19 protein-coding genes, 1 tRNA gene and 1 pseudogene are annotated in these 21,709 nt (G+C 60.1%); 6 read left to right on the top strand and 15 right to left on the bottom strand.

Translation table 11 applies throughout. The features are described from left to right. Positions 1-37: 37 nt before the first annotated feature. Positions 38-3,646: a transcription-repair coupling factor gene (gene mfd, locus JOE62_RS05380; protein WP_204720954.1), complete on the bottom strand. Its 3,609-nt coding sequence runs from the start codon at positions 3,644-3,646 to the stop codon at positions 38-40. A gap of 238 nt (positions 3,647-3,884) precedes the next feature. On the opposite strand from mfd, the gene JOE62_RS05375 reads away from it, so the two are divergent. Further along, positions 3,885-4,385, top strand: a complete 501-nt coding sequence (locus tag JOE62_RS05375) for a DUF2505 domain-containing protein (protein ID WP_204720952.1) — start codon at positions 3,885-3,887, stop codon at positions 4,383-4,385. Positions 4,386-4,547: 162 nt separating this feature from the next. Further along, positions 4,548-5,897 carry a Na+/H+ antiporter NhaA gene (gene nhaA, locus JOE62_RS05370; protein WP_204720950.1) on the top strand — a complete coding sequence of 450 codons (1,350 nt, stop codon included), beginning with the start codon at positions 4,548-4,550 and terminating at the stop codon, positions 5,895-5,897. Positions 5,898-5,977: 80 nt separating this feature from the next. On the opposite strand, the gene sufU is transcribed toward nhaA, so the two are convergent. The 5 genes and pseudogenes from sufU to JOE62_RS05345 all read right to left on the bottom strand — a co-directional run bounded on the left by sufU (position 5,978) and on the right by JOE62_RS05345 (position 9,589). Next, on the bottom strand, positions 5,978-6,430 hold the full coding sequence (gene sufU, locus JOE62_RS05365; protein WP_073706644.1) for a Fe-S cluster assembly sulfur transfer protein SufU: 453 nt from the start codon (positions 6,428-6,430) through the stop codon (positions 5,978-5,980). Beyond that, positions 6,431-7,723 carry a SufS family cysteine desulfurase gene (locus JOE62_RS05360; protein WP_204720948.1) on the bottom strand — a complete coding sequence of 431 codons (1,293 nt, stop codon included), beginning with the start codon at positions 7,721-7,723 and terminating at the stop codon, positions 6,431-6,433. It lies immediately after the preceding gene. Positions 7,724-7,976: 253 nt separating this feature from the next. After that, a complete protein-coding gene (gene pth / locus JOE62_RS05355) occupies positions 7,977-8,558 on the bottom strand; it encodes an aminoacyl-tRNA hydrolase (protein WP_204720946.1) in 582 nt (193 codons plus the stop codon). A gap of 42 nt (positions 8,559-8,600) precedes the next feature. Further along, positions 8,601-8,873: pseudogene (locus tag JOE62_RS05350) on the bottom strand (50S ribosomal protein L25); the annotation flags it as partial. Between the two features lie 215 nt (positions 8,874-9,088). Next, positions 9,089-9,589, bottom strand: a complete 501-nt coding sequence (locus JOE62_RS05345; RefSeq protein ID WP_239543200.1) for a hypothetical protein — start codon at positions 9,587-9,589, stop codon at positions 9,089-9,091. A gap of 275 nt (positions 9,590-9,864) precedes the next feature. Here JOE62_RS05345 and JOE62_RS05340 point away from each other — a divergent pair, with 275 nt between their 5' ends. Further along, entirely contained in the window at positions 9,865-10,338 is a 474-nt protein-coding gene (locus JOE62_RS05340) for a nuclear transport factor 2 family protein (RefSeq protein ID WP_204720942.1), read from the top strand. Between the two features lie 490 nt (positions 10,339-10,828). On the opposite strand, the gene JOE62_RS05335 is transcribed toward JOE62_RS05340, so the two are convergent. From JOE62_RS05335 to JOE62_RS05320, 4 genes are all read right to left on the bottom strand, one after another. Next, positions 10,829-11,119: a hypothetical protein gene (locus JOE62_RS05335; protein WP_204720940.1), complete on the bottom strand. Its 291-nt coding sequence runs from the start codon at positions 11,117-11,119 to the stop codon at positions 10,829-10,831. 79 nt (positions 11,120-11,198) lie between these two features. Beyond that, complete coding sequence (locus JOE62_RS05330) at positions 11,199-11,615, bottom strand: hypothetical protein (RefSeq protein WP_204720938.1); 417 nt, start codon at positions 11,613-11,615, stop codon at positions 11,199-11,201. Positions 11,616-11,784: 169 nt separating this feature from the next. Then, the gene (locus JOE62_RS05325; protein WP_239543626.1) at positions 11,785-12,498 is read right to left on the bottom strand and encodes a tyrosine-protein phosphatase; all 714 of its coding nucleotides are present in this window, start codon (positions 12,496-12,498) and stop codon (positions 11,785-11,787) included. A gap of 169 nt (positions 12,499-12,667) precedes the next feature. Continuing rightward, positions 12,668-13,138: a GNAT family N-acetyltransferase gene (locus JOE62_RS05320; RefSeq protein ID WP_204720934.1), complete on the bottom strand. Its 471-nt coding sequence runs from the start codon at positions 13,136-13,138 to the stop codon at positions 12,668-12,670. 234 nt (positions 13,139-13,372) lie between these two features. Between JOE62_RS05320 and JOE62_RS05315 the strand changes: the two genes are divergently transcribed. Next, complete coding sequence (locus JOE62_RS05315) at positions 13,373-14,062, top strand: M24 family metallopeptidase (RefSeq protein ID WP_338085749.1); 690 nt, start codon at positions 13,373-13,375, stop codon at positions 14,060-14,062. Positions 14,063-14,599: 537 nt separating this feature from the next. On the opposite strand, the gene JOE62_RS05310 is transcribed toward JOE62_RS05315, so the two are convergent. The 3 genes from JOE62_RS05310 to JOE62_RS05300 form a co-directional block, all read right to left on the bottom strand. Further along, the gene (locus tag JOE62_RS05310) at positions 14,600-15,580 is read right to left on the bottom strand and encodes a ribose-phosphate diphosphokinase (RefSeq protein ID WP_204720930.1); all 981 of its coding nucleotides are present in this window, start codon (positions 15,578-15,580) and stop codon (positions 14,600-14,602) included. 72 nt (positions 15,581-15,652) lie between these two features. After that, the gene (glmU, locus tag JOE62_RS05305) at positions 15,653-17,104 is read right to left on the bottom strand and encodes a bifunctional UDP-N-acetylglucosamine diphosphorylase/glucosamine-1-phosphate N-acetyltransferase GlmU (protein WP_420842171.1); all 1,452 of its coding nucleotides are present in this window, start codon (positions 17,102-17,104) and stop codon (positions 15,653-15,655) included. A 132-nt stretch (positions 17,105-17,236) separates the two neighbouring features. After that, a tRNA-Gln gene (locus tag JOE62_RS05300) sits at positions 17,237-17,311 on the bottom strand. Positions 17,312-17,483: 172 nt separating this feature from the next. On the opposite strand from JOE62_RS05300, the gene JOE62_RS05295 reads away from it, so the two are divergent. Beyond that, a complete protein-coding gene (locus JOE62_RS05295) occupies positions 17,484-19,274 on the top strand; it encodes an ABC-F family ATP-binding cassette domain-containing protein (protein ID WP_204720927.1) in 1,791 nt (596 codons plus the stop codon). A gap of 114 nt (positions 19,275-19,388) precedes the next feature. After that, entirely contained in the window at positions 19,389-19,667 is a 279-nt protein-coding gene (locus JOE62_RS05290; protein WP_204720925.1) for a putative quinol monooxygenase, read from the top strand. Here the strand turns inward: JOE62_RS05290 and JOE62_RS05285 are convergent. Next, the gene (locus tag JOE62_RS05285; protein WP_204720923.1) at positions 19,654-20,163 is read right to left on the bottom strand and encodes a GNAT family N-acetyltransferase; all 510 of its coding nucleotides are present in this window, start codon (positions 20,161-20,163) and stop codon (positions 19,654-19,656) included. The two genes, JOE62_RS05290 and JOE62_RS05285, sit on opposite strands and share 14 nt — an antisense overlap. Positions 20,164-20,195: 32 nt before the next feature. After that, positions 20,196-21,566 carry an NAD(P)/FAD-dependent oxidoreductase gene (locus JOE62_RS05280; RefSeq protein WP_204720922.1) on the bottom strand — a complete coding sequence of 457 codons (1,371 nt, stop codon included), beginning with the start codon at positions 21,564-21,566 and terminating at the stop codon, positions 20,196-20,198. Between the last annotated feature and the right edge of the window lie 143 nt (positions 21,567-21,709).

Here is a 21,709-nt window from a genome sequence, read left to right as displayed (position 1 = left end):
GGCAGGATCCTGGCCCACGCGGTCAGCGACCGCCGCTTCAGTCCTTCGCTGCCGGGGTCGGCTCGAAGATCGCGTAGAGCAGCTTCTCTGCCCATTCAAGGATCTCCCCGTCGGCCAGATCCCTGCCGCCGATTGGCGAGGTCTTCGGCTTCGGAATGAAGATCGAATTCAGCGCCGGCTTGTTCGCAGCCCCCGGGTACAGGCGTTCCAAGCGCACCTGGCGCGAAGCAGGCAGGTCCTCGATCTTTGCCGGGGCCAGCTTGATGTGGTTGCCGATCTGCTGGATATCATGCAGTCCCACGGCACGCGCACGGATGCGCAGGGCCGCCACCCGCATCAGGTTCTCCACCGGAAGCGGCAGCTTGCCATAGCGGTCCACCAGCTCATCACGGACCTCGGCGAGCGCCTCGTCGGTCTCGGCCTGCGCAATGTTGCGGTACGCTTCCAGGCGCAACCGCTCGCCTGGCACGTAATCGTGCGGCAGGTGGGCATTGACCGGCAGGTCGATCTTCATTTCGGTGGCTTCTTCCTCGCCTTCCCCCTTGTAGTCGGCCACGGCCTCGCCGACCAGGCGCAGGTACAAGTCGAAGCCCACCCCGGCGATATGCCCGGACTGCTCGCCGCCGAGCAGGTTGCCGGCTCCACGCAGTTCCAGGTCCTTCATGGCCAGCTGGTAGCCCGAACCCAGCTCGTTGTGCGCGGCCACGGCCTTCAACCGCTCCAGGGCGATCTCGCCCAGCGGCTTCTCCGCATCCCATAGGAAGTAGGCGTAGGCGCGCTCGCGGCCGCGGCCCACGCGTCCGCGCAGCTGGTGCAGCTGGGACAGGCCGTAGTTGTTCGCCCGGTCGACGATCAGCGTGTTCGCGTTGGAAATGTCAAGGCCCGTTTCGATGATGGTGGTGGAGACCAGCACATCGAATTTCTTTTCCCAGAAGTCCTGGATGATCCGTTCAAGCCTTGATTCGCTCATCTTGCCGTGGGCCACCTCCACGCGGGCTTCAGGAGCCAGTTCGCGCAGTTCGGCCGCCACCCGTTCAATGGAGCTGACCCGGTTGTGCACGAAGAACACCTGGCCATCGCGCATCAGCTCGCGCATGATGGCAGCGGAAATCTGCTTGTCGCTGCGCGGACCTACATAGGTCAGCACTGGGTGCCGTTCTTCTGGCGGGGTGGCCAGGGTGGAGGTTTCGCGGATGCCTGTCAGCGACATCTCCAAGGTGCGCGGGATCGGGGTGGCGCTCATCGCCAGCACGTCCACGTTGGTGCGCATCTTCTTGAGCTCTTCCTTATGCTCCACGCCGAAACGCTGTTCCTCGTCGATGATCACCAGGCCCAGATTCTTGAATTCCACGTTCTTGCTCAGTAGGCGGTGGGTGCCGATGACAATATCCACGCTGCCGTCCTTCAGCCCGGCCAGGATTTCCTTGGATTCCTTGGCGGTCTGGAAGCGCGAGAGCGTCTTCACGCGCACCGGGAACCCGGAGTAGCGTTCGGTGAAGGTCTGGTAGTGCTGGGAGGCCAGCAGCGTGGTAGGCACCAGCACGGCCACCTGCTTGGAGTCCTGGACCGCCTTGAACGCGGCGCGCACCGCGATCTCGGTTTTGCCGAAGCCCACGTCGCCGGAGATCAGCCGGTCCATCGGGATTTCCTTCTCCATATCGGACTTCACCTCGTTAATGGCGGTGAGCTGATCCGGAGTCTCGATGAAGGCGAAGGCTTCCTCCAGCTCGTTCTGCCACGGGGTGTCCTGGGCGAAGGCGTGGCCACGGCTGGCCATGCGAGCCGAGTACAGCTTGATCAGGTCGCCGGCGATCTCCTTGACCGCCTTGCGGGCCTTGGACTTGGTGCTGGCCCAGTCCGAGCCGCCCATCTTGGACAGGGTCGGCGCTTCGCCGCCGACATACCTGGTGACCATATGCAGCTGGTCCATCGGAACGAAAAGCCTATCCCCCGGCGCACCGCGCTTGGAGGAGGCGTATTCCACCACCAGGTATTCGCGCTTTGCGTCCTTGCCCGAGCCGTTGACCTTGCGGGCCATGAGCTCAACGAACTTGCCGATGCCGTGCTGCTCGTGGACGATGAAGTCCCCAGCTTCCAGACTCAGCGGGTCAACCGCATTGCGCTTGCGCTTGACGGTGAGCTTGCGGCCCTTGCGGTTCGGGTAGGCGCTGGAGCGGCCCAGCAGGTCTGCTTCGGTGAGCAGGCCCAGCTTGAGCTCCTCGAAGACGAAACCGCGGCCGGCGGTGGCCTGGGTGATCTCTATCAGTCCGGCGGTTGGCTCGGCGGAGAGGTCATCCACCCGGTGCGCCGGGATCTTGAACTCGGCAAAGAGCTCGGAGAGGCGGGCTGCCGGGCCCGGTCCCTCGGTCGCCACGACAAAGCGCCATTGGTCCTTGACCCGCCCGGCAATGAATTCCATCATCGCCTCGATGTCGCCTTGGTAGCCATGCGGTTCGCGGGCCGGCACGCGGATGGTCGCGGCACCCAGATCCAGTTCTTCATCGGCGCCCAGTGATGTGATGGCCCACCAGGAGACCTTGGCGGCGCGTGCGTGCTCCACCGTTTCGGCCAACGAGGCGAAGTCGCCGGTGGCCAGCTTGCGTTCAGACCCGGCGGTGGCCAGATCCAGCGGGGCGCTGGCCCCGTCCGAGGCCGAGGCCCACGCGGCTGCCAGGAACTCGGCGTTGGTGGCATTCAGGTCCTGGGCTCGGGCGCGAACCCGCTCTGGTTCCATAACCAGCGCGATGGAGGATTCGGGCAGCAGCGAGAGCAATGGCACCATCTTGTCCACCAGCAGCGGAGCCAGGGATTCCATGCCTTCCACGGCGATGCCGCCAGCAATCTTGGTGAGCATTTCCTGGGCGGCAGGGAATTGGTTCTTCAGATTCGCGGCCCGGCTCATCACCTGCGGGGTGATGAGCATTTCACGGCAGGGCGTAGCGATGATCCGCGTAGGCCCGGGATCATCGGTGGAGCGCTGGTCTGCGATGGCGAAGTAGCGCATCGAGTCGATCTGGTCGCCGAAGAAGTCAATGCGTACCGGATGGTCCAGCGTCGGAGGGAAAACGTCAATGATGCCACCGCGCACAGCGAACTCGCCGCGGTGCGTCACCATGTCCACGCGGGCGTAGGCGGCGGCCGCCAGGTCCTTGATGACGTTGTCGAATCCCGGCTCGGCGTCCAGTTCCAGGACCACCGGGCGCAGTTCGCCCAGGCCTGCGACCAAGGGCTGCAGCACGGCGCGGATTGGCGCGATGATGATATTCAGGCTCTCGTCCCGGTCGTGCAGCCGGCGCAGCACTTCCAGCCGTCGGCCCACGGTATCGCTGCGTGGCGAAAGGCGTTCATGGGGCAGGGTTTCCCACGAAGGGAATTCGGCGATTTGCCCTGCCGTCAGGAAGGCGCCCAGGGAGCTGGAGATCTCTTCCGCTTCCCGGCCGGTCGCGGTGACGATCAGCGTCACGCCCGGATGCTCGCTGCGGCTCAGTGCCTGGCTGATGTGCGCCGAGAGGATGGGGCGCATGCCCTGCGGGGCGGCGATTTCCAGTTCTTCGCTGCGTGCATGGTAGTCATGAGCGGCGCTTTGCCCAATGCGCCTGAAGGAAGGTTCTTCGCGCAGGAAATCATGAAGTCCGCTTAGGCTCATGGGGTTCGGGTCCTCTCATGCAGACGCTTGGCTCGGTGCTTTCGTGCGGCGGTGCGCCGATATGACACCACGAGCGCCGGCCGTCGATGATTATCCACGGCCGAAACGTCAATATGTTGTTTTGGGTGCAGTCCTAGCCTACCCAATGCACCTTTGCGGATAGGGTTAATACTGTCCGTCGCCGGGCCTGCACTTTTGCTGCCCGGCCACTTAGATTTCCAGATTGGGATTAGCTTTCATGGCATTGAACGCAAGCACTCAGATCGCCCACCCTGCAGACCAGGTCATCGCAACACTCAGCGATCGTGGCTTTGCCGAGCACCTGACCAAGGTGGCCAACGGTTCCCTGACCGACTTCTCCGTGAACGGCGACACCGCCGGCGCCTTCACCGTGACCACCGTTCGTTCGGTCCCCACCGATCGCGTCCCGGATATCGCCCGCAAGTTCGTTGGCGCAACCATCGAGATCACCCAGGTGGACCAGTGGACCGCCCCTGATGCTGCCGGCAACCGCTCGGCCACCGTGAAGATCTCTGTTGCCGGCGTTCCGGTGAACGTCAGCGGCACCGAACAGCTGACGGCGCAGGGCGAAACCTCCGAATTCTCCATCGATGCCAAGGTTTCTTCATCGATTCCGTTCATCGGCGGCAAGCTGGCTTCGGCTGCTGAGCCATACCTGGGCAAGGCACTGAATTTGCAGGCAGCCCAGGTCGAAGCCTGGCTCTCGAAGCGGGCCTAGCGAATAGTTACGCAACACCTCAGTCCCCGGACGTGCGATATCTCGCAATACGTCCGGGGATTTGTGCTCTGGAGCACTGTTCGCGCTAGTGTTGAATGCAGGTGTGCCGGGAAGTCTGGTCGGCGAGAAATATTCATTTAACGAAGTAAGCGAGTTAAACGCATGAGCCAAACTCCGTCTTCGGGTTCCGGCAAGAACCTGTTTTCGCGCCCCAGCTATAGCGAATCAGTCCGTATCGGTGACATCCTGCGCAAGGAAACCGTCGGCGGCATGGTTCTCATCGCCGGCGCCCTGCTGGCCTTGGTCTGGGCCAACACCCCGCTGCGCGATTCCTATTTCGCACTGCGTGATTTCCACTTCGGCCCAACCCTGTTCGGCGTGGACCTGAATCTGTCCGTCGGCCACTGGGCCGCCGATGCGCTGCTGGCGGTGTTCTTCTTCCTAACCGGCCTGGAGCTGAAGAAAGAATTCGTCATTGGCGATCTGCGCAATGTGAAGACTGCGGCCGTTCCGGTCGCCGCCGCTTTCGGCGGCGTGCTGGTGCCGGCGTTGATCTTTGTCGCCATCGCGTCCATGTCCGGTGGCGGCGAGCTGCTGCGCGGCTGGGCCATTCCGACCGCAACCGACATCGCCTTCGCCGTGGCGGTGCTCGCGGTGATCGGCTCGGCGCTTCCCGCGGCGCTGCGCATCTTCTTGCTGACCCTAGCCGTCGTCGATGACCTGATTGCCATTGTCATCATCGCCGTCGTGTTCACCGACGATCTGAACCTGTCCTACCTGGGCCTGTCGCTGATCCCCATCATCCTGTTCACGGTGCTTGCCCGTTCCCTTGGCAAGTTCTTCGCCAAGCGGGCGTGGGCCGCATGGGTCATCTTGCTGCCTTTGGGCATCATCACCTGGATCTTCGTCTTCGGCTCCGGCATCCATGCCACCATCGCCGGTGTGATCCTGGGCTTCTGCGTCCCGGTCAAGCGCACCGATGGCCGCGAAGGCATCGGCCTGGCCGAACTATTCGAGCACCGTTTCCGGCCGCTGTCCTCCGGCTTCTGCATCCCCATCTTCGCCTTCTTCGCCGCTGGCGTGACTGTAATTTCCCCTGATAAGGGCAGCGGTGGCCTGCTCACCGATCCGGTGTTCTGGGGCATCGTGCTGGGGCTGGTGCTCGGCAAGCCGATTGGCATCATGGGCTCGACCTGGGTAGTGACCAAATTCACCAAGGCCTCGCTGGACAAGGATGCCCGCTGGGGCGATCTCCTGGGCGTCACGTTGCTGGCAGGCATCGGTTTCACCGTCTCCCTGCTAGTTTCCGAACTGTCCTTCGGGCTGGAGTCCGCGCACTACGAGCACGCCAAGGTAGCGATCCTCGCCGGATCGTTCCTTGCCGCGATCCTCGGCGCCCTGTGGCTGATTCCGCGCAACCGCCGCTACAAGGTCCTGCACGAGCAAGAGACCCGTGACAACGACAAGGATGGCATCCCCGACGTATACCAGCAGGATGACGGGGCGAACTAGTTTCTTGAACTGCTGAGGATACAGCTCGGGCGCCGGCTTTCAGATGTGAAAGCCGGCGCCCGAGCTATTTGGTTGTGCTGCTACTTGCGCGCTTCATGCATGGCGACCTCGGCGGCCACCCAGGCGAGCATGGCGCACTTGACGCGTGCGGGGAACTTGGAGACACCGACAAAGGCGGCGGCGTCTTCCAGCACGTCCTCATCAGGCTCGAAGTTTCCCTTGGAGCGCATCATCTCGCGGAAATAGTCCCGCTTTCCAAGGAATTCTTCCTTGGTCAGTTCCGGCAGCATCTCGGCCAGCACCGAGGCCGAGGCCATGGAGATGGAGCAGCCATCTCCTTCCCAGCTCATCGAGGTGAAATGGTCCTGGTCATCGAGCTCGACGCGAACCCGGATCTGGTCGCCGCAGATCGGGTTGTGCTGATGCGATTCGCCGTGCAGCAGCCCTTCGGTGTGCTCTACCAGTGGCGAACCGATCCGGCGCTTCGAGTGGTCCAGGATGACCTGCTGGTAGAGCTGATCCAATTCGTTCATTTAGACTCCAAAGTATTCGCGCACGGAGCCCAAGGCCTCAAGCAGTGCCTTGATGTCTGCCTCCGTGTTGTACAGGTAGGTGCTGGCGCGGGTCGTGGAATTCACTCCCAGGGCGCGGTGCAGCGGCTGCGCGCAGTGGTGGCCCACGCGCACCGCGATGCCGCGCGAATCCAGGTACTGGCCCACATCGTGCGGGTGCACGCCGATCACTTCAAACGGGACAGTGCCGATGCGCTGGGCGTCGGCCGGGCCGAAGACGCGCACGCCGTCGATCTTCGAGATGCCCTCGTAGAGCATCGCTCCGAGGTGCTCTTCCCAGGCGGCGATCCGGCCCATGCCGATTTCGTCCAGGTAGGCAACTGCGGTGGCCAGACCGTGGGTCTGGGCAATGCGCTGGGTACCGGCTTCGAAGCGCTGCGGCGATGGCATGTACTGCGCATGCTCCATGTCCACCACGGTGATCATGGATCCACCGGTCAGGAATGGCGGCATGGCGTTGAGCAGTTCTTCGCGTCCGTAGAGTGCGCCAATGCCGGTTGGGCCGAGCATCTTGTGGCCCGAGAAGGCCATGAAGTCCACGTCCAGGGCCTTCACGTCGACCGACAGATGGGGCACGGACTGGCATCCGTCCAACACCGTCAAGGCGCCGACCTTGCGCGCGGCATCAACGAATTTCTGGGTATCGGTGATGGTTCCCAGCACGTTGGACACGTGGGTGAAGGCCACCAGCTTGGTGCGTTCGGTGACCAGTTCATCGAGCAGGTCGTAGCGCAGCGCTCCGTCTTCGGTGATGGGCACGTAGCGCAGGGTGGCACCGGTTCGGAAGGCCAGTTCCTGCCATGGGATCAGGTTCGCGTGGTGTTCCAGTTCGGTGGTGAGGATTTCATCGCCCGGACCCAGACGGAAGCGGGCTGCAGCTTCTCCCCCGCGGCCCAGGGAGGCATTGGACATCGAGTAGCTGATCAGGTTCAGCGCTTCGGTAGCGTTCGCGGTCCAGACCAGTTCGTTGGTGCGTGCACCGATGAACTTGGCCACCGTCTCGCGTGCCTGCTCATAGATTTCGGTCGCTTCAACTGCCAGGGAATGCGCACCGCGGTGCACCGCGGCATTGGCGTTCTCGTAGTAGTGCTGCTCGGCTTCGTAGACGCAGCGCGGCTTCTGGCTGGTGGCGCCGGAGTCCAGGTACACCACGTCAACGCCGTTGACTTGGTGCTCCAGAATTTCAAAGTCGGCCTTGATGCGCTCAACTTCTCCAGCTGTCAACGCTTCAAGTGCTTCTGGCTGACCGGTCATCGTGTGCACGTGGTCCTCCGAATAATTGTCTTGGATGCCTGACAGAACGCGGAATCAAGAAATCGGCGACCTATTAGGCAAGGGATACATTGGGTAATTATTCCATTCTGGGCCTCGAAGCACATCTAAGTCAGGCCTTAGTAAGGAACGCCTCGCTACATGGCATTCCTAATTTTTAACGAGAGCAGGACCGCTGCGAACTGGTCCAGTCCGCAGCGGTCCCCCGCTTCACCGCTCCCGCCAGGGGCAGCGATCAGCTGATATGGAATTTTGCCTGGGCGGCTTCCAAGCCCGAGGTCATCAGCAATTCCACTGCGTCAGCGCAATTATCGACCAGGAACGGAAGATCCGCCTTCTCGGTCTTTGAGAAGTCCTGCAAAACCCATTTGGCGGTATCCATGCGGCCCGGAGGACGTCCAACGCCTGCGCGCACGCGCAGATAATCCTTGGAGCCCATGGCCTTCGAGATATCGCGCAATCCGTTATGCCCGCCTTCGCCGCCACCGCGCTTGAGCTTGATGGTGTCGAACGGAATATCGATCTCGTCATGCACGACGATCAAGCGGTCCACTTCGATTCCGAAGAACTTCGCTGCATTGGCTACCGGCCCGCCCGAAAGGTTCATGTACACCATAGGCTTGGCCAGTACGATGCGCGGACCGCCAACCCCCATGCGCCCCTCGACCACTTGGGAACGCGAAGAGTGGGTCTTGAATTTCGAGCCGACGCGATTGGCCAGCTCGTCGAGCACCATATGCCCGATATTGTGTCTATTGCCAGCGTAGCCGGACCCGGGGTTCCCGAGTCCGGCTACGAGCCAAGTTCCATCACTCATGATGCTCAGCTGAAACCTAGCTCGCTGGAATTAGGCAGCGATGATCAGGTCCAGGTGATCAACGGTGCGGTTCAGCGCGTGGATCTGGATGTCCTTGATGGTGGTCTTGACGGTCTTGCCTTCGATGTTCAGAACCAGCTCAACACCGCGGTCGCGAACGGCCAGGGTGGTTTCGCGGCCTGGCAGCAGGACGTGCTGCGGCTCGGAGCCTGCGCCGTAGACTACAGCTGGGATCTGGCCGTCGCGGCGAGCCTGGCGGGCAGCGCCCTTACCGAAATCGGTGCGTACAACGGCGTCAAGGTTGACAGATGCCATGATGATTCTCCTTAGGAAATGGTTGCTTCGTTCAGGCCCTTGCGTGGACTCGGGAAGCAACCAACATCTAGGAGATGAAAGAGCTTTTCCGGCCTTGTCGATAACGGTCCCACCATTGCTGGTGTTTCCCTCGCCTGGGCACAGTCCACAATTCTACCAGCTGAAATCCCCAACGAGAAACCCTGTAGCGAACGCCACTAAACCCTGATTACAATTCAACGGCACCGGAAAACAAAGGTATCGGCTAACGCAAAGCCGTAGGTGTCATCGCAGCGATATCCGCGCAACCACGCCACCTCATCCACAACCCGCAGATAGAACCCACGAGGAAAATCCTCGCCTCCCACTGAAGCAGAAGCGATGGTCAACGATCCGGCCGGCTTCTTCCCAGCACTGAGCACCGAATCGTCGGAAGCGGCTTGATCCAAGAAATCCAGGCGCAGATATGGCCCGGCATAAGCAGGGCACAACTTCAATCCGACACTGACCGCACGCTCAAAAATCTGCGGCAATGTAGCTCCGGCGTCCAGACCCAGTTGCTGCAGGTTGCGGCTGGTCAGGGTTAGATTATGGGCTGGCACCAGCTCATCGAAGATTTGGTGCTTCATCAGCTGTTTGGCAAAGCCATTGAGCTGCACTCCGGATTGGGCCAGGTGTTGTATCAGCTCAGCGCGTTCCAGCCCGCCGACAGCAACCTGGCGTATTCCAAATTCCATGCTGTCATCTCCTGGTCTTTGGTCCATCATAAATGGTCGTTTTCGGTGTCCGCATAAGGCACCCTCACCGGGCATTTTATCGGGCGGGGTATACGGGAATTTCAAATATTTGAAACCTCAGAGTTTCAAAAAATGAATGAGTCACAGAGACAGAGGTCCCGCATAAGGACCGGCTTACGGGACAGTTTGAAAAAGTCAGCACACGGCAATACTGAACGAACCTATAACGTGAATCTGCTCGGCCGATAGTAGCGTTGCAAGCAATTGCAAGTCTTATGGGAACCGGACTGCTCGCGCAGCCCGAACAACCTGCAGTCACCAATCATCTACGTCAACAGGAATTCAACATGCAAACTATCGAAGCCGCGCAACGCTGGGCGACAACATGGGCCAAAGCTTGGCCACTCAAGGACGTGGATGCAATTGTCGGGCTGCAAGCTGATGACGGTGACCACTGGGCCTCGATGTTCAGACCATTGCGTGGGCCTAGCGGTCTGCGTACTTATCTGGAGGAATGTTTCGCGGAGGAAACCAAACCGGCAGAAACATGGTTCAGCAAACCAATCGTCAATGGAAATTCAGCTTCCGTCGAGTACTGGGTCGTCATGTACATCAAGGACCAACCAATGACCGTTTCAGGATGCACAGTGCTTTCATTCGACGATTCAGGCTTAGTAACAACGGCGCGAGACTACTCACACGTCAAAGACGGGCACCACTTGCGACCTGAGCTTCCATTCAGCGCCTGACGTCACACTCTGTCCCGTTCGAGGTTCCTCATACGGTGCGATGAAGAAGGCAAGCATTGCTGTGTTTGAATGAAGCGTGAAAGCTTCCAGAAATACTGTTTACATGATGTTGGGACTCCTGCTGACGCTCGCAGGAGCGGCAGGTGGTTTCGTGATGTTCTTGCAGCCGTGGAGGAGCTGTCCTGAGATTGATGACAGTTCTGCGGGCTGTCCTGCGACATCAAATGATTTGGGCCTACTTGGCCTTGCCATTTCCGTACTCCTCGCAGGGGTATCGTTCTTGATCATGTCCAGGAGGTCAGAGCGGATTCCGCTCGACGCGGCCGGCCCCTTTGGGAAGCTCGACTAGGGTCCGATGCCGAGTCTCCTCAGAAATTGAGTGGCGCTCCGCATCTACCTTGCACCGTCCCGGTGAGGGTTCCTCTACTGGGACCGGTCGAAACATCATTTAGGGCTAATACCAAACGCCAAATATTGATACCTCATCGGTCTAGTCGGCATTGGGGTTGTTTCCGAATAAACGTACAAGAGCTGTTTTTCGCGGAGCGCCGAACGGTTTCTCGGGCTCGGAGTCTAATTCTGCGAACAGTTCGAAGGGCCGCCCATTGGCGTGCTCCTCCACCCAACGGAGTGCCTCTGACACATCCTGCACCTCAACCAGCACAAAAGCATCTAAGTTCCATCCGTATCCAGGACGAGGTTGTTCCCAAAAATTGACTCGATAGCAGGGCGAATCATTCGAGTCGCGTGGTTCAGCGTGAACTGTTTCTATGGCGCGCATGGGACCAATATACAAGCATGCATCAGTACGCTATTGGGTAATCCTGTCGCCCTAGTTGCCTTCGACCACGGATACTTTTCTACAGATAGGGAACCACAAAGTGGTTTCTACCTAAGCGCCATTCCAGGCCATCCACATCGATTATGACGAGAGGAATAAGATCCTTTCGAAACATGCGTCTGCGCTGTTCGATATGAGCTCCTCCTTCAAGATAGACGCGGGTAGCAATGCACAGTCTTCGAAGGTCATCTTCTTTATCCTCTTTCACGTCCCCGTAGTCGAACATAGTTGCACCTACCATCAACTCGGGAATCAAGACATCCACCCACTCATAAGTGGCCCGGAAAATAGCTGTGCGTTCAGTTCCTAACGTGGAATCCACTCGGACAACGTGCAGATACCCGTCGTCTAGAGAATCCTCGGGTTTTACGATGAAATTCTGATCAAAGGTTTGAGCAGTAATTCGGTAGAGCATGGTTTGGATGTCAATGGTCACGCTCAAAGCCTCTCACGCAATGCGTACGATTCTTTACCTTGCAAAAACCGGAATCGATACTTTCCAGAACCGATCGTATTTGGTGTCCCAGTCAGGGTTCCCTTTGCGGGACCCAGCGCAGGACAGGGTGCTTTGGACTGTCAGTGCATTTGCCTAGGGAAAAATGAAACTAGCGGTCAATAAGTTTCGCCCGCAACGACTCCCGAGTTGCAGTAGATACATTGAGTGACTCAAGAATGGCTTGGGTATTGACTACCACCTCATGAACGATAGGAAGCTTGTCGTTCAGCCACTCATTTACGGTTTTTTGGGACCACTTCGCTTGGTCATCAACCGTCGGGGCATGACTGGCAATGCCCGCCATTGCGCGGACAGACGCGGCATAGTCGTTGGCGACAGCCTGAGGCTCAACACCCGCATTCCCAAGAAGCAATGCACTGATCATTCCGGTGCGGTCCCGCCCTGCGCTGCAATGCACCAGCACCCCCGGGTTTGCAGATGCGATGGCGTCCAGAGATGCCCGCACTAGGTGAGGCTGGAGCCGCCAGTTGTGACTCCAGTACTCGGGAGAGTCGAGTATCGGAAAACAGACTTTTTGAAACTCGGGATCGTTATGGTCTTCTGTCGGGGCGTTAGCGATTACCAAATCTGCAAGGATCTCGGTAGACACGTTAGGGTCCCCGTCTTGCTTCCCCACCTCATATGCGCAGCGTAGATCCACGATCGATGTGAGGCCCCAGGCGCGCGCGGCTTCCCAACCTGCCGGAGTGAGGCGCTCGCGACGCGGCCCCCTAGCGATCCGGCCCGCTACGGTAGACCCCGTGGGGGAGAGACTGGTCGGCAATCCGCCCAGATCCCGGGCATTGACGTAACCGTCCCACATGAGTTGCATATCTGTCGTCATCGGTTCATCGTATGACATGGATTGGCTCGTTATTCTGCATTTGAGTGAAACTGTCCCGCAGAGGGTTCCCTAACGGGCAGGACATGAGGGAGTTATATACGAGTCAGATTGCAAAGCCTACGCATTAAAGGTTCTGTAGTTCTCGCGTTCAATTTTGACGTAAATCGAGTGTAAATCCGGGGCATTCAGGGAAATCACCGACGTAGTCGGCCTTGAACCCCAAAGATTCGTAGAACAAAACAGACTCGGGTGTCGCCTGCCAATCCAGAATCATCGGAGAAGGACGATCTTTAGCCCATGCGAATGCTGATTCCACCAGCGCACGGCCGGTTCCGCTTCTGCGAGCTGTTGGGATGACGAACAGGTCATGTATTCGTCCAACGCAAAATGAGCCCCGGAGCCCAAGCCCGAAGTCTTGAACTGCAACATATCCACTGAGAGCATTCGGCCCGTTTGCTACGGCTACAAACCACCGGGGATCATTTAGCAATCCTCTACATCGAGTTTCGAATTCCTCAATGCGTACTTGTAGTTCCGGCGTAAACATGGTCGTCAATTCGTAAAGACAACCAATATCCGCTTCGGTTGCCGGCCTAGCTAGCTCATTGCTGATTGTCATTCTCATAGACTACGGGCTGCTCCTCATCGAATCACTAGATCGATCTTCTGTACCGATGATTAGCTTTTTCGGGTGATACCTATCTTCGCCCAGCGATCGAGGATAGCTGTCCCGCTGAACGTTCCTCTTACGGAGGGATTAATGTAGTGCCTTCCCAAGCCGTCGCAGGCATGACGGATAGGATCGACACAACCATTCTGTATGTGCAATTGTCGCGGAAAGAGCAGGATCAGCGTGTCTCATCGAAAAGTTCAAGCAATCGCTCGGGAAACAATGAACGTTGCCCAGCAAAGCATTTATCCGGGGCAGCATCTAACTGCAGTTCGCGACCTCTGCGAAGAGACGATGTTGTCCCTGGGTGCTGATTCATTTTGGTATTGGGGAATAGGCGCCTTTGTCTTCTGCGGAAAAGATACGACCCTTTCTGTACCGGGTAAGAACTACGAAACTGCAGACCGAACCATCGCGTCGGACGACATAATCACCATCGATCTCAGTCCACAGAAAGACGGCATATGGGGAGATTTTGCTCGCACCATCATCATTGAGGGCGGCGAACCGCTACAAAATTCGAAGTCAACCCAGAACGCGGAGTGGCGCGAAGGGATCCTTGCCGAAGAACAACTGCACACAATCATCGTCAGCGTGGCCAGACCAGAAATGACTTTCGAGGAGCTACATGCACGGATGAACGCCTATGTCGTTGAACTTGGATTTGAGAACATTGATTTCTTGGGTAATCTCGGGCATTCAATTGAACGGAATAGTGCCGACAGGGTATACATCGAGCCTGGGAACACACGACGACTCGGTGAAACTGAACTTTTCACTTTCGAACCGCATATTAAGCGACCTGACGGCGAGTACGGTTATAAGCACGAAAATATCTACCAGTTTCACGGCTCTACGTTGGCTGCGATCTAGATACTGACTCTATTTTTCGTGGGTTGACGCACTGGCGTCCCGCTAGCCCTTCCCCTTACGGGCTTCCATACAGAACTGAATCACTGTGGCGCCGTACTGGCTTTCCTCGATATTCCTTCGTGCTTTTGCTAATTTATTCGTTCTCGTGGACGGCGTTGAACATCCCGCCACGTGGGGTACTCCTTGCAAAGGCATTGTGGAAGCGGGCGACCATGTTGTCGGCGCAGGTATCCGCTACCGAGGCTGCGGTGTCGTATTAGGAGTTTCATCTGCGACTTTCACTATCAGGAATGATCGTGAGACCGCACTGGCGGCTCGTAACGGTTTGCTGAATCACACTCCGTTTACCGCTGAGGAAGTCGTGGCTAACTAGTTGCACAGCAATACGTTTTGAGTCATGTCGACCATGCAATTCTCAAAAGCTGATCGACTGCCCCGCAGAGCGTTCTCTCTAAAAGGCTCCTTGGATGCTGGTTTAAACGCCTCTGGCCGGCGCCCATGCGGGTGCCGGCCAGAGGCGGTGCGAAACGAGGGCTGCTAGGCGCGGCCGTCAAACAGGTTCGTAACCGAACCGTCGTGGAACACCTCGGAGATCGCGCGGGCGATCGTTGGTGCGATCGAGAGCACGGTCAGGTTCTCGAAGCGCTTCTCTTCCGGGATCGGCAGGGTGTTGGTGACAACAACTTCCTTGGCACCGCACTCGGCCAGGCGCTGCGCGGCCGGATCCGAGAACACGGCGTGGGTCGCGGCGATGATGACATCCTTGGCACCGGCTTCCTTCAGCACGCGCACGGCGCCGGCGATGGTTCCGCCGGTGTCGATCATGTCATCGATCAGGATCGCGGTGCGGCCCTCGACCTGGCCCACCACGGTCTTGGACTCGGCCTGGTTCGGCACGGTCAGATCGCGGGACTTGTGCACGAAGGCCAGCGGAGCGCCACCCAGGCGCTCAGCCCACTGCTCGGCCACGCGCACGCGTCCGGTATCCGGGGACACCACGGTCACTTCGCTGACATCCACCTTGGACTTGATGTAGTCGGCCAGCAGCGGGAAGCCGAACAGGTGGTCCACCGGACCGTCGAAGAAGCCCTGGATCTGCGCGGTGTGCAGGTCGCAGGAGATCACGCGATCGGCGCCGGCGGTCTTGAACAGGTCGGCAACCAGGCGGGCCGAGATCGGCTCGCGGCCGCGGCCCTTCTTGTCCTGGCGGGCGTACGGGTAGAACGGCGCCACGACGGTGATGCGGCGAGCCGAAGCACGCTTCATCGAGTCGATCATGATCAGCTGTTCCATCAGCCAGTTGTTCAACGGGGCTGGGTAGGACTGCAGCAGGAACACGTCCTTGCCGCGCACCGACTCGTCCGAGCGCACGTAGATCTCGCCGTTAGCGAAGTCGTAGGCGTTCAAAGGCAGCAGTTCGGTGTCGAGTTCCTTGGCTACTTCTGCGGCAAGTTCCGGGTGCGCGCGCCCGGTGGCCAGCACCAGCTCTTTGTCGACGTTATGGCGGATTTCACTCATGGGGTTTGCTTTCTCGCTCGCTTCGCTATCACGTATGAGGTTGTTGTCGAGGAAATGTAGTCTGTAGCTGGATTACTCGGAAGCCGAGGAGTTCAGCGAGGACTTGAATGCTGCGTCAGCCGAGGAAGTGCCCGGGCGCTTTTCAAGCGTCCATCCCTCGGAGTTGCGCTGCGGTGCCACAGACAGTGCCAAGGCACCGGCCGGGACGTTCTTGCGGACGACGGCTCCGGCTCCGGTGTATGCGCCGTCCCCGATTTCCACCGGGGCGACGAATACGGTGTTGGAGCTGGTGCGCACATGCGACCCGATCTTGGTGCGGTGCTTCTTTTCCCCATCGTAGTTTGCGGTGATGTTGCCGCAGCCGATGTTGGTGAATTCACCGATTTCAGCATCTCCGGCGTAGCCGAGGTGCGAGAGCTTGGAGCCACGGCCAATCGTGACATTCTTGGTTTCGTAGAAAGCGCCGATCTTGCCATCTGCACCGAGGTCGGTGCCCGGGCGCAGGTAGGCGAACGGGCCAACCGAGGCGCCGTCGGCGATGCGCGAGTCGGTGGCGTCGGTGCGCTTGACGGTAGCGCGCTGGCCAACCACCACGTTGGTCAAGGTCGTGTCCGGGCCGACGGTAGCGTTGGCGCCGATGACGGTCTCGCCGTGCAGCTGGGTTCCCGGCTTGATCGTGGCGTCCTGGCCGATCATGACGTCGGCGTCGATCCAGGTGGTCGCCGGATCAACGATGGTCACGCCCTGGCGCATCCAGAATTCGGTCTTGCGCTGGTTGTAGATGCGGGCCAGGTTGGACACCTGCACGCGGTCGTTGGCACCCTCGATCTGCCAGCGGTCGGCGATCTGCGAGGAAGCGACGCGGCCGCCGCGTTCACGGGCGATGGCGAGCACGTCGGTCAGGTACATCTCGCCCTGTGCGTTGTCGGTGGTGACCTCGGTCAGTGCCGAACGCAGCATCTGGGCATCGAATGCGTAGATGCCGGAGTTGATTTCCTTGACTGCCAATTCCTCCGGCGAGGCGTCCTTCTGCTCGCGGATGCCGGAGACGTCCCCGTTGGCGTCGCGCATGATGCGGCCGTAGCCGGAAGGGTCATCCAATTCGGTGGTCAGCACGGTCACCGAGTTGCCGTTCGACTCGTGGGTGGCCACCAGTTCCTGGAGCACCTCGCTGGTGAGCAATGGCACATCTCCGTAGGTCACCACAACGGTGCCCTCAAGCGACGGGTCGACAACTTCCAAACCCTGCTGCACTGCGCGGCCGGTGCCCGGGATCTCATCCTGGTCGGCAATGGTGATGGAAGGGAACTGCGACAGGATGTGCTCTGCGACCAGATCGCGCTGGTGGCGCACAACTGCTACCAGGTTCTGCGGCTGCAATGCCGATGCCGCGTGGAGTGCATGGCCAATCATGGACCGACCTGCAATTTCATGCATGATCTTCGGCTTCGCCGATTTCATGCGGGTACCGGCGCCAGCGGCGAGGACGATGACAGCTACTGGTGCATTGACCTGATCACTCAAGTGCATTCTCCTGCAAATTGGTTTCAAGGTTTTGGGCAGAGAAGTAAAACCTCAGAGCAAGTCTATCGCGAGCGCCGGGATGTGCTGAATTGATTAAAAAATAACGGCGCCACATCCGTGGCGCCTTATCAATGGTTCCGCCCCTAGGATTCGAACCTAGAATGCACAGCTCCAAAGGCTGGCGTGTTGCCATTACACCAGGGCGGAAAATCGCTTGCGCAGGGCATGCCCGACAAGCACGCTAATTATTCTGCCATGATCGGCCCGTTGTGCGAAATCGCAAAACACCGTAGCTAAACTCGCTTTTGTTCTCTGCTTGAAACAACCCGGGACAGCCTGCAATGACCTCGATTTGCCCTCGGAACGTAAAATGGGAATCGTGGCTCATTTACTCGGGGGCGAAGCCCTGCATCTGGAATATCCCACCCACGTCGTTTTCGACTCGGTCACCATCGGCATCTCCGACGGCGACCGCATCGGCTTGGTGGGTCGCAACGGCGAAGGCAAGTCCTCGCTGCTCGGCATGCTCTCCAACAGGATCGAGCCCAACTCCGGGCGGGTGACCAAGCGCAACGGACTGCGCGTGGGCGTGCTGGACCAGTCCGATACCCTGGATCCCGAAGCAACCGTGCACTTCAGCGTGGTGGGCGAGATGGACGACCACGAATGGGCCGGCCAGGCCCGGATCCGCGACATCATCTCCGGGCTGGTCGCAGACCTGGACTGGGAAGCGAAGGTCGGCACCCTTTCCGGCGGCCAGCGCCGCCGCGTGGCCCTGGCCGCGTTGCTGGTTCAGGACTGGGATGTCATCATCCTGGACGAGCCGACCAACCATTTGGACGTCGAGGGCATCTCCTGGCTCGCCGAGCACATCAACAACCGCTGGTCCAAGAACTCCGGCGGCCTGATGGTCGTCACCCACGACCGCTGGTTCCTCGACGCGGTCTGCACCACCACCTGGGAAGTGCACGACCGCCTGGTCGAGCCGTTCGAGGGCGGCTACGCCGCCTACGTGCTGCAGCGTGTGGAACGCGACCGCATCGCCGCGGTCACCGAATCCAAGCGGCAGAACATGATGAAGAAGGAGCTGGCCTGGCTGCGCCGCGGCGCACCGGCCCGCACCTCCAAGCCGAAGTTCCGCATCGAGGCGGCCAACCAGCTGATCGCGGACGTGCCGCCGGTGCGCAACCCGCTGGAACTCAAGCAGATGGCCACCAGCCGGCTGGGCAAGGACGTCATCGACCTGCTGGACACCGAGGTCTCCTTCGGGGACAAGCAGGTTCTCAAGCCCTTCACCTGGCGCATCGGGCCGGGTGAGCGCACCGGCCTGCTGGGAGCCAATGGCGCCGGCAAGTCCACCCTGCTGGGCCTGATTGCCGGCACCGTGGCGCCCACCGGCGGCAAGATCAAGCGCGGCCAGACGGTCAAGCTGGCGGTGCTTGACCAGCAGTTCCGCGAACTGGAGAAGATCGGCGAGGACCTGGTCCGCGAGGTGCTCGGCCGCTTCAAGACCACCTTCAATGTGGACGGCAAGGACCTGACCCCGGCACAGCTGCTCGAGCGCCTGGGCTTCTCCTCCGCGCACCTGTCCACCAAGGTCCGCGAGCTCTCCGGCGGCCAGCGCCGCCGCCTGCAGCTGCTGATGATCCTCATGGGCGAACCGAACGTGATGATCCTCGATGAGCCGACCAACGACGTCGATACCGACATGCTGGCCGCACTGGAAGATCTGCTGGACTCCTGGCCGGGCACGCTGATCGTGGTCTCCCACGACCGCTACCTGCTCGAACGCGTCACCGACCAGCAGTACGCCATCCTGAATGGCATCTTCCGCCACGTGCCTGGCGGTGTGGACGAATACCTGAAGCTGCGGGCCGCCCAGGGATCGGCCGGCGGATCGAATCCCACCCAGGCTTCTGCCCAGGCTGGCGAGAAGCCTGCCGGCCCGTCGGGGGCCGAGCTGCGTGCCGCGCAGAAGGAACTGAATGCCAATGAACGCAAGGTAGGCCAGCTGGAGGAAAAGCTCGCCAAGGTCCATGCCAAGATGGCCGATCATGACCAGAGCGACTACGCGGGCCTGGCCAAGTTCACTGCCGAGATCAACGACTACCAGTCGCAGATCGATGAACTGGAAGAACGCTGGCTGGAACTGTCCGAGCTGCTCGGATAGCTTCTGCGCACTGCGATCGAGCTTGAGGGCCCGGAAACTTTTCGTTTCCGGGCCCTCAAGCTTCTCCGGTAATTTTTCTCCCAGTCTGCCACCGATCGTGGCAGACTTGCTGGTATGGGAACCGTGATCTTGGAGGGCCGGCTGCGGTGCAAGGATGCGGCCGAAGCTGAGGTAGTGAAGAAATTGCTGCCGAAGCATATCCGCCTGACCAAGGCCGAGCGCGGATGCATCTCGTTCTCTGTCACGCCGACCGAAGATCCCTGGGTGTGGCTGGTCCACGAGGAATTCGTAGACGGTGTAGCCTTTGAAGCCCACCAGCAGCGGGCCGCGGCAAGCAAGTGGGGCCAGGCAACCAAAGACATGCAGCGGATCTACAAGATCAAGGGTTTATAGGCAGCCGCATCTTGAAGCCCACGTGCGATGCAGTGAAGCCCAGCGCCTCGTAGAATCGGTGCGCGTCGTCGCGCTGCGCATCGCTGGTCAATTGGACCAGCTGGACTTTTTTGTTCTCTGCTTCGGAAATGGCCCAGCGGATCATTGCAGTTCCCAGTCCCCTGCCGCGCAACGCAGAAGTCACGCGCACTGCCTCGATCTGCATCCGCGTTGTTCCTCTGCGTGCAAGTCCCGGCAAGATGGTCAACTGCATCGTGCCGACCAGTGTTCCGTCCTGGGCCTCCACCACGATCAGCGAATGCGCCGGGTCCGCATCAATTTGGTTTAACGCGTGGAGATACTGTTCCGTATCCTCCTCGGCACCTTGATGCTCCGCTCGGCGAATGTCATCGTCTGCCATCAAGGCAATGATCTGCCCGAGATCCACTGCTTTCGCTTCGCGCAGCAGGTAGTCCTGGCCGCCGGCCAACAAGCGTCCGCGCTTTGCCAATTCCATGGCCACAGCCTATGCCCCGCAAGGCCAAGCCCTCAAGGCTTCCCGGTGATCTTGTCGGCCAGTACTGCCAGTGGAGACGAGCTGGCCCGCCCCTTCAGCTCGCTTCTATCTGCCGCGCCATAGGCCGCATACAGGCCCTTGGTTGCCAGCCAGCGCAGCGGTTCCGGTTCCCATTTGCGCACCTGGTGGTTGACCCACGGCAGGCTGGTCAATTCAGTGGTTTCCCCGAGGATCAAGTCGCGCAGGGTGCGTCCGGCAAGATTCGTCGTGCTGACCCCGGTGCCGACATAACCGCCGGCCCAGCCAATGCCGGTCGCCGGATCCAGTCCCACGGTAGCCGCCCAGTCGCGAGGCACGCCAAGCACCCCGGACCATGCATGGTCGATTCCTGCGCCACGGGTCTGCGGGAACATGCGGTGCAGGATTTCCTGCAATCCGTGGACGGTGCTGTGCGGTGTCATGCCGTCGGTATCGGTGCGCGAACCGTACTTGTAGGGCACGCCCCGCCCGCCAATAGCGATGCGATCATCCGCGGTGCGCTGGGCATACATGTACACGTGGGCGTAGTCCCCCAGCACCTCGCCGTGATTCCATCCCAATTCATCCCACACGGACTGCGCCAGCGGTTCGGTGGCGATCAGCGAAGAATTCATCGGCAGCCACAATCGCTTGTGCCCGGCCAGCCCGGCAGTGAACCCTTCGGTGGCACGGACAATGTATTCGGCGTCCAGCGTGCCGCCGTCGAATTCGACGCGGTGCGGGCACAACGCGGTGGCACGGGTGTTTTCATGGATCTTCACGCCGAGCCGCTCCACCGCGTCAGCGAGCCCGCGGACCAGTTTGGCCGGGTGGATCCTGGCGGCATGCGGATGCCACAACCCTGCCCGGGCGTTGGCCACGTTGACCTTGCGGCGCACTGCGTTGGCTTCCAGCAGCTCTGTGTCCGAGTGCTGCCATTGCGCAGCGGCCGCCGCGTCGGCACGCAGCCGCTTTTCCTGGGCCGGGGTGTAGGCAACTTCGAGTTCTCCGCCCTGCAGGATATCTGCGTCAATCCCTTCGGCGGCACACACCTCGATGACCTCAGCGACGGTCTGGTTCATTGCCAGTTGGAAGTCGTTGACCGCCTGCCTTCCATGGGATTCCAGGTAGCGTTCGCGGCCGGCGGTGATGGTATTGGTGAGCCATCCCCCGTTGCGTCCCGAGGCGCCGTAGCCTGCGTGCCGGGCTTCGAGGATCGTGATGCTCAGCTCCGGGTTAGCCTTGGCCAGGTAGTAGGCGGTCCACAGGCCGGTGAATCCGGCACCTATGATGGCCACGTCTGCGCTGCCATGGCCGCGCAGCTGCTGGCGTGCCTCTGGCAGTCCGATCTCTTCCCACCAGTGTGAGACGCGTCCGTTGAGCATGTTGTGTTCCGTCCCAGAGTCATAAATGAATAGTCTTCAATATTTGCTTTGGGATTCAGCCTAGGGCCATGCCGAAGCCGCAACAAGGGGTCGGGAGCAAATGATGAAAGAACTCCCTGCCCGGCTCAAGGCCAGACAGGGAT

Source organism: Glutamicibacter nicotianae (genome assembly GCF_016907615.1).
Taxonomy (GTDB): Bacteria; Actinomycetota; Actinomycetes; order Actinomycetales; family Micrococcaceae; genus Glutamicibacter; species Glutamicibacter nicotianae.
Note: the sequence above shows the minus strand (reverse complement) of the source record. Positions and strands in the feature narration are given on the sequence as shown.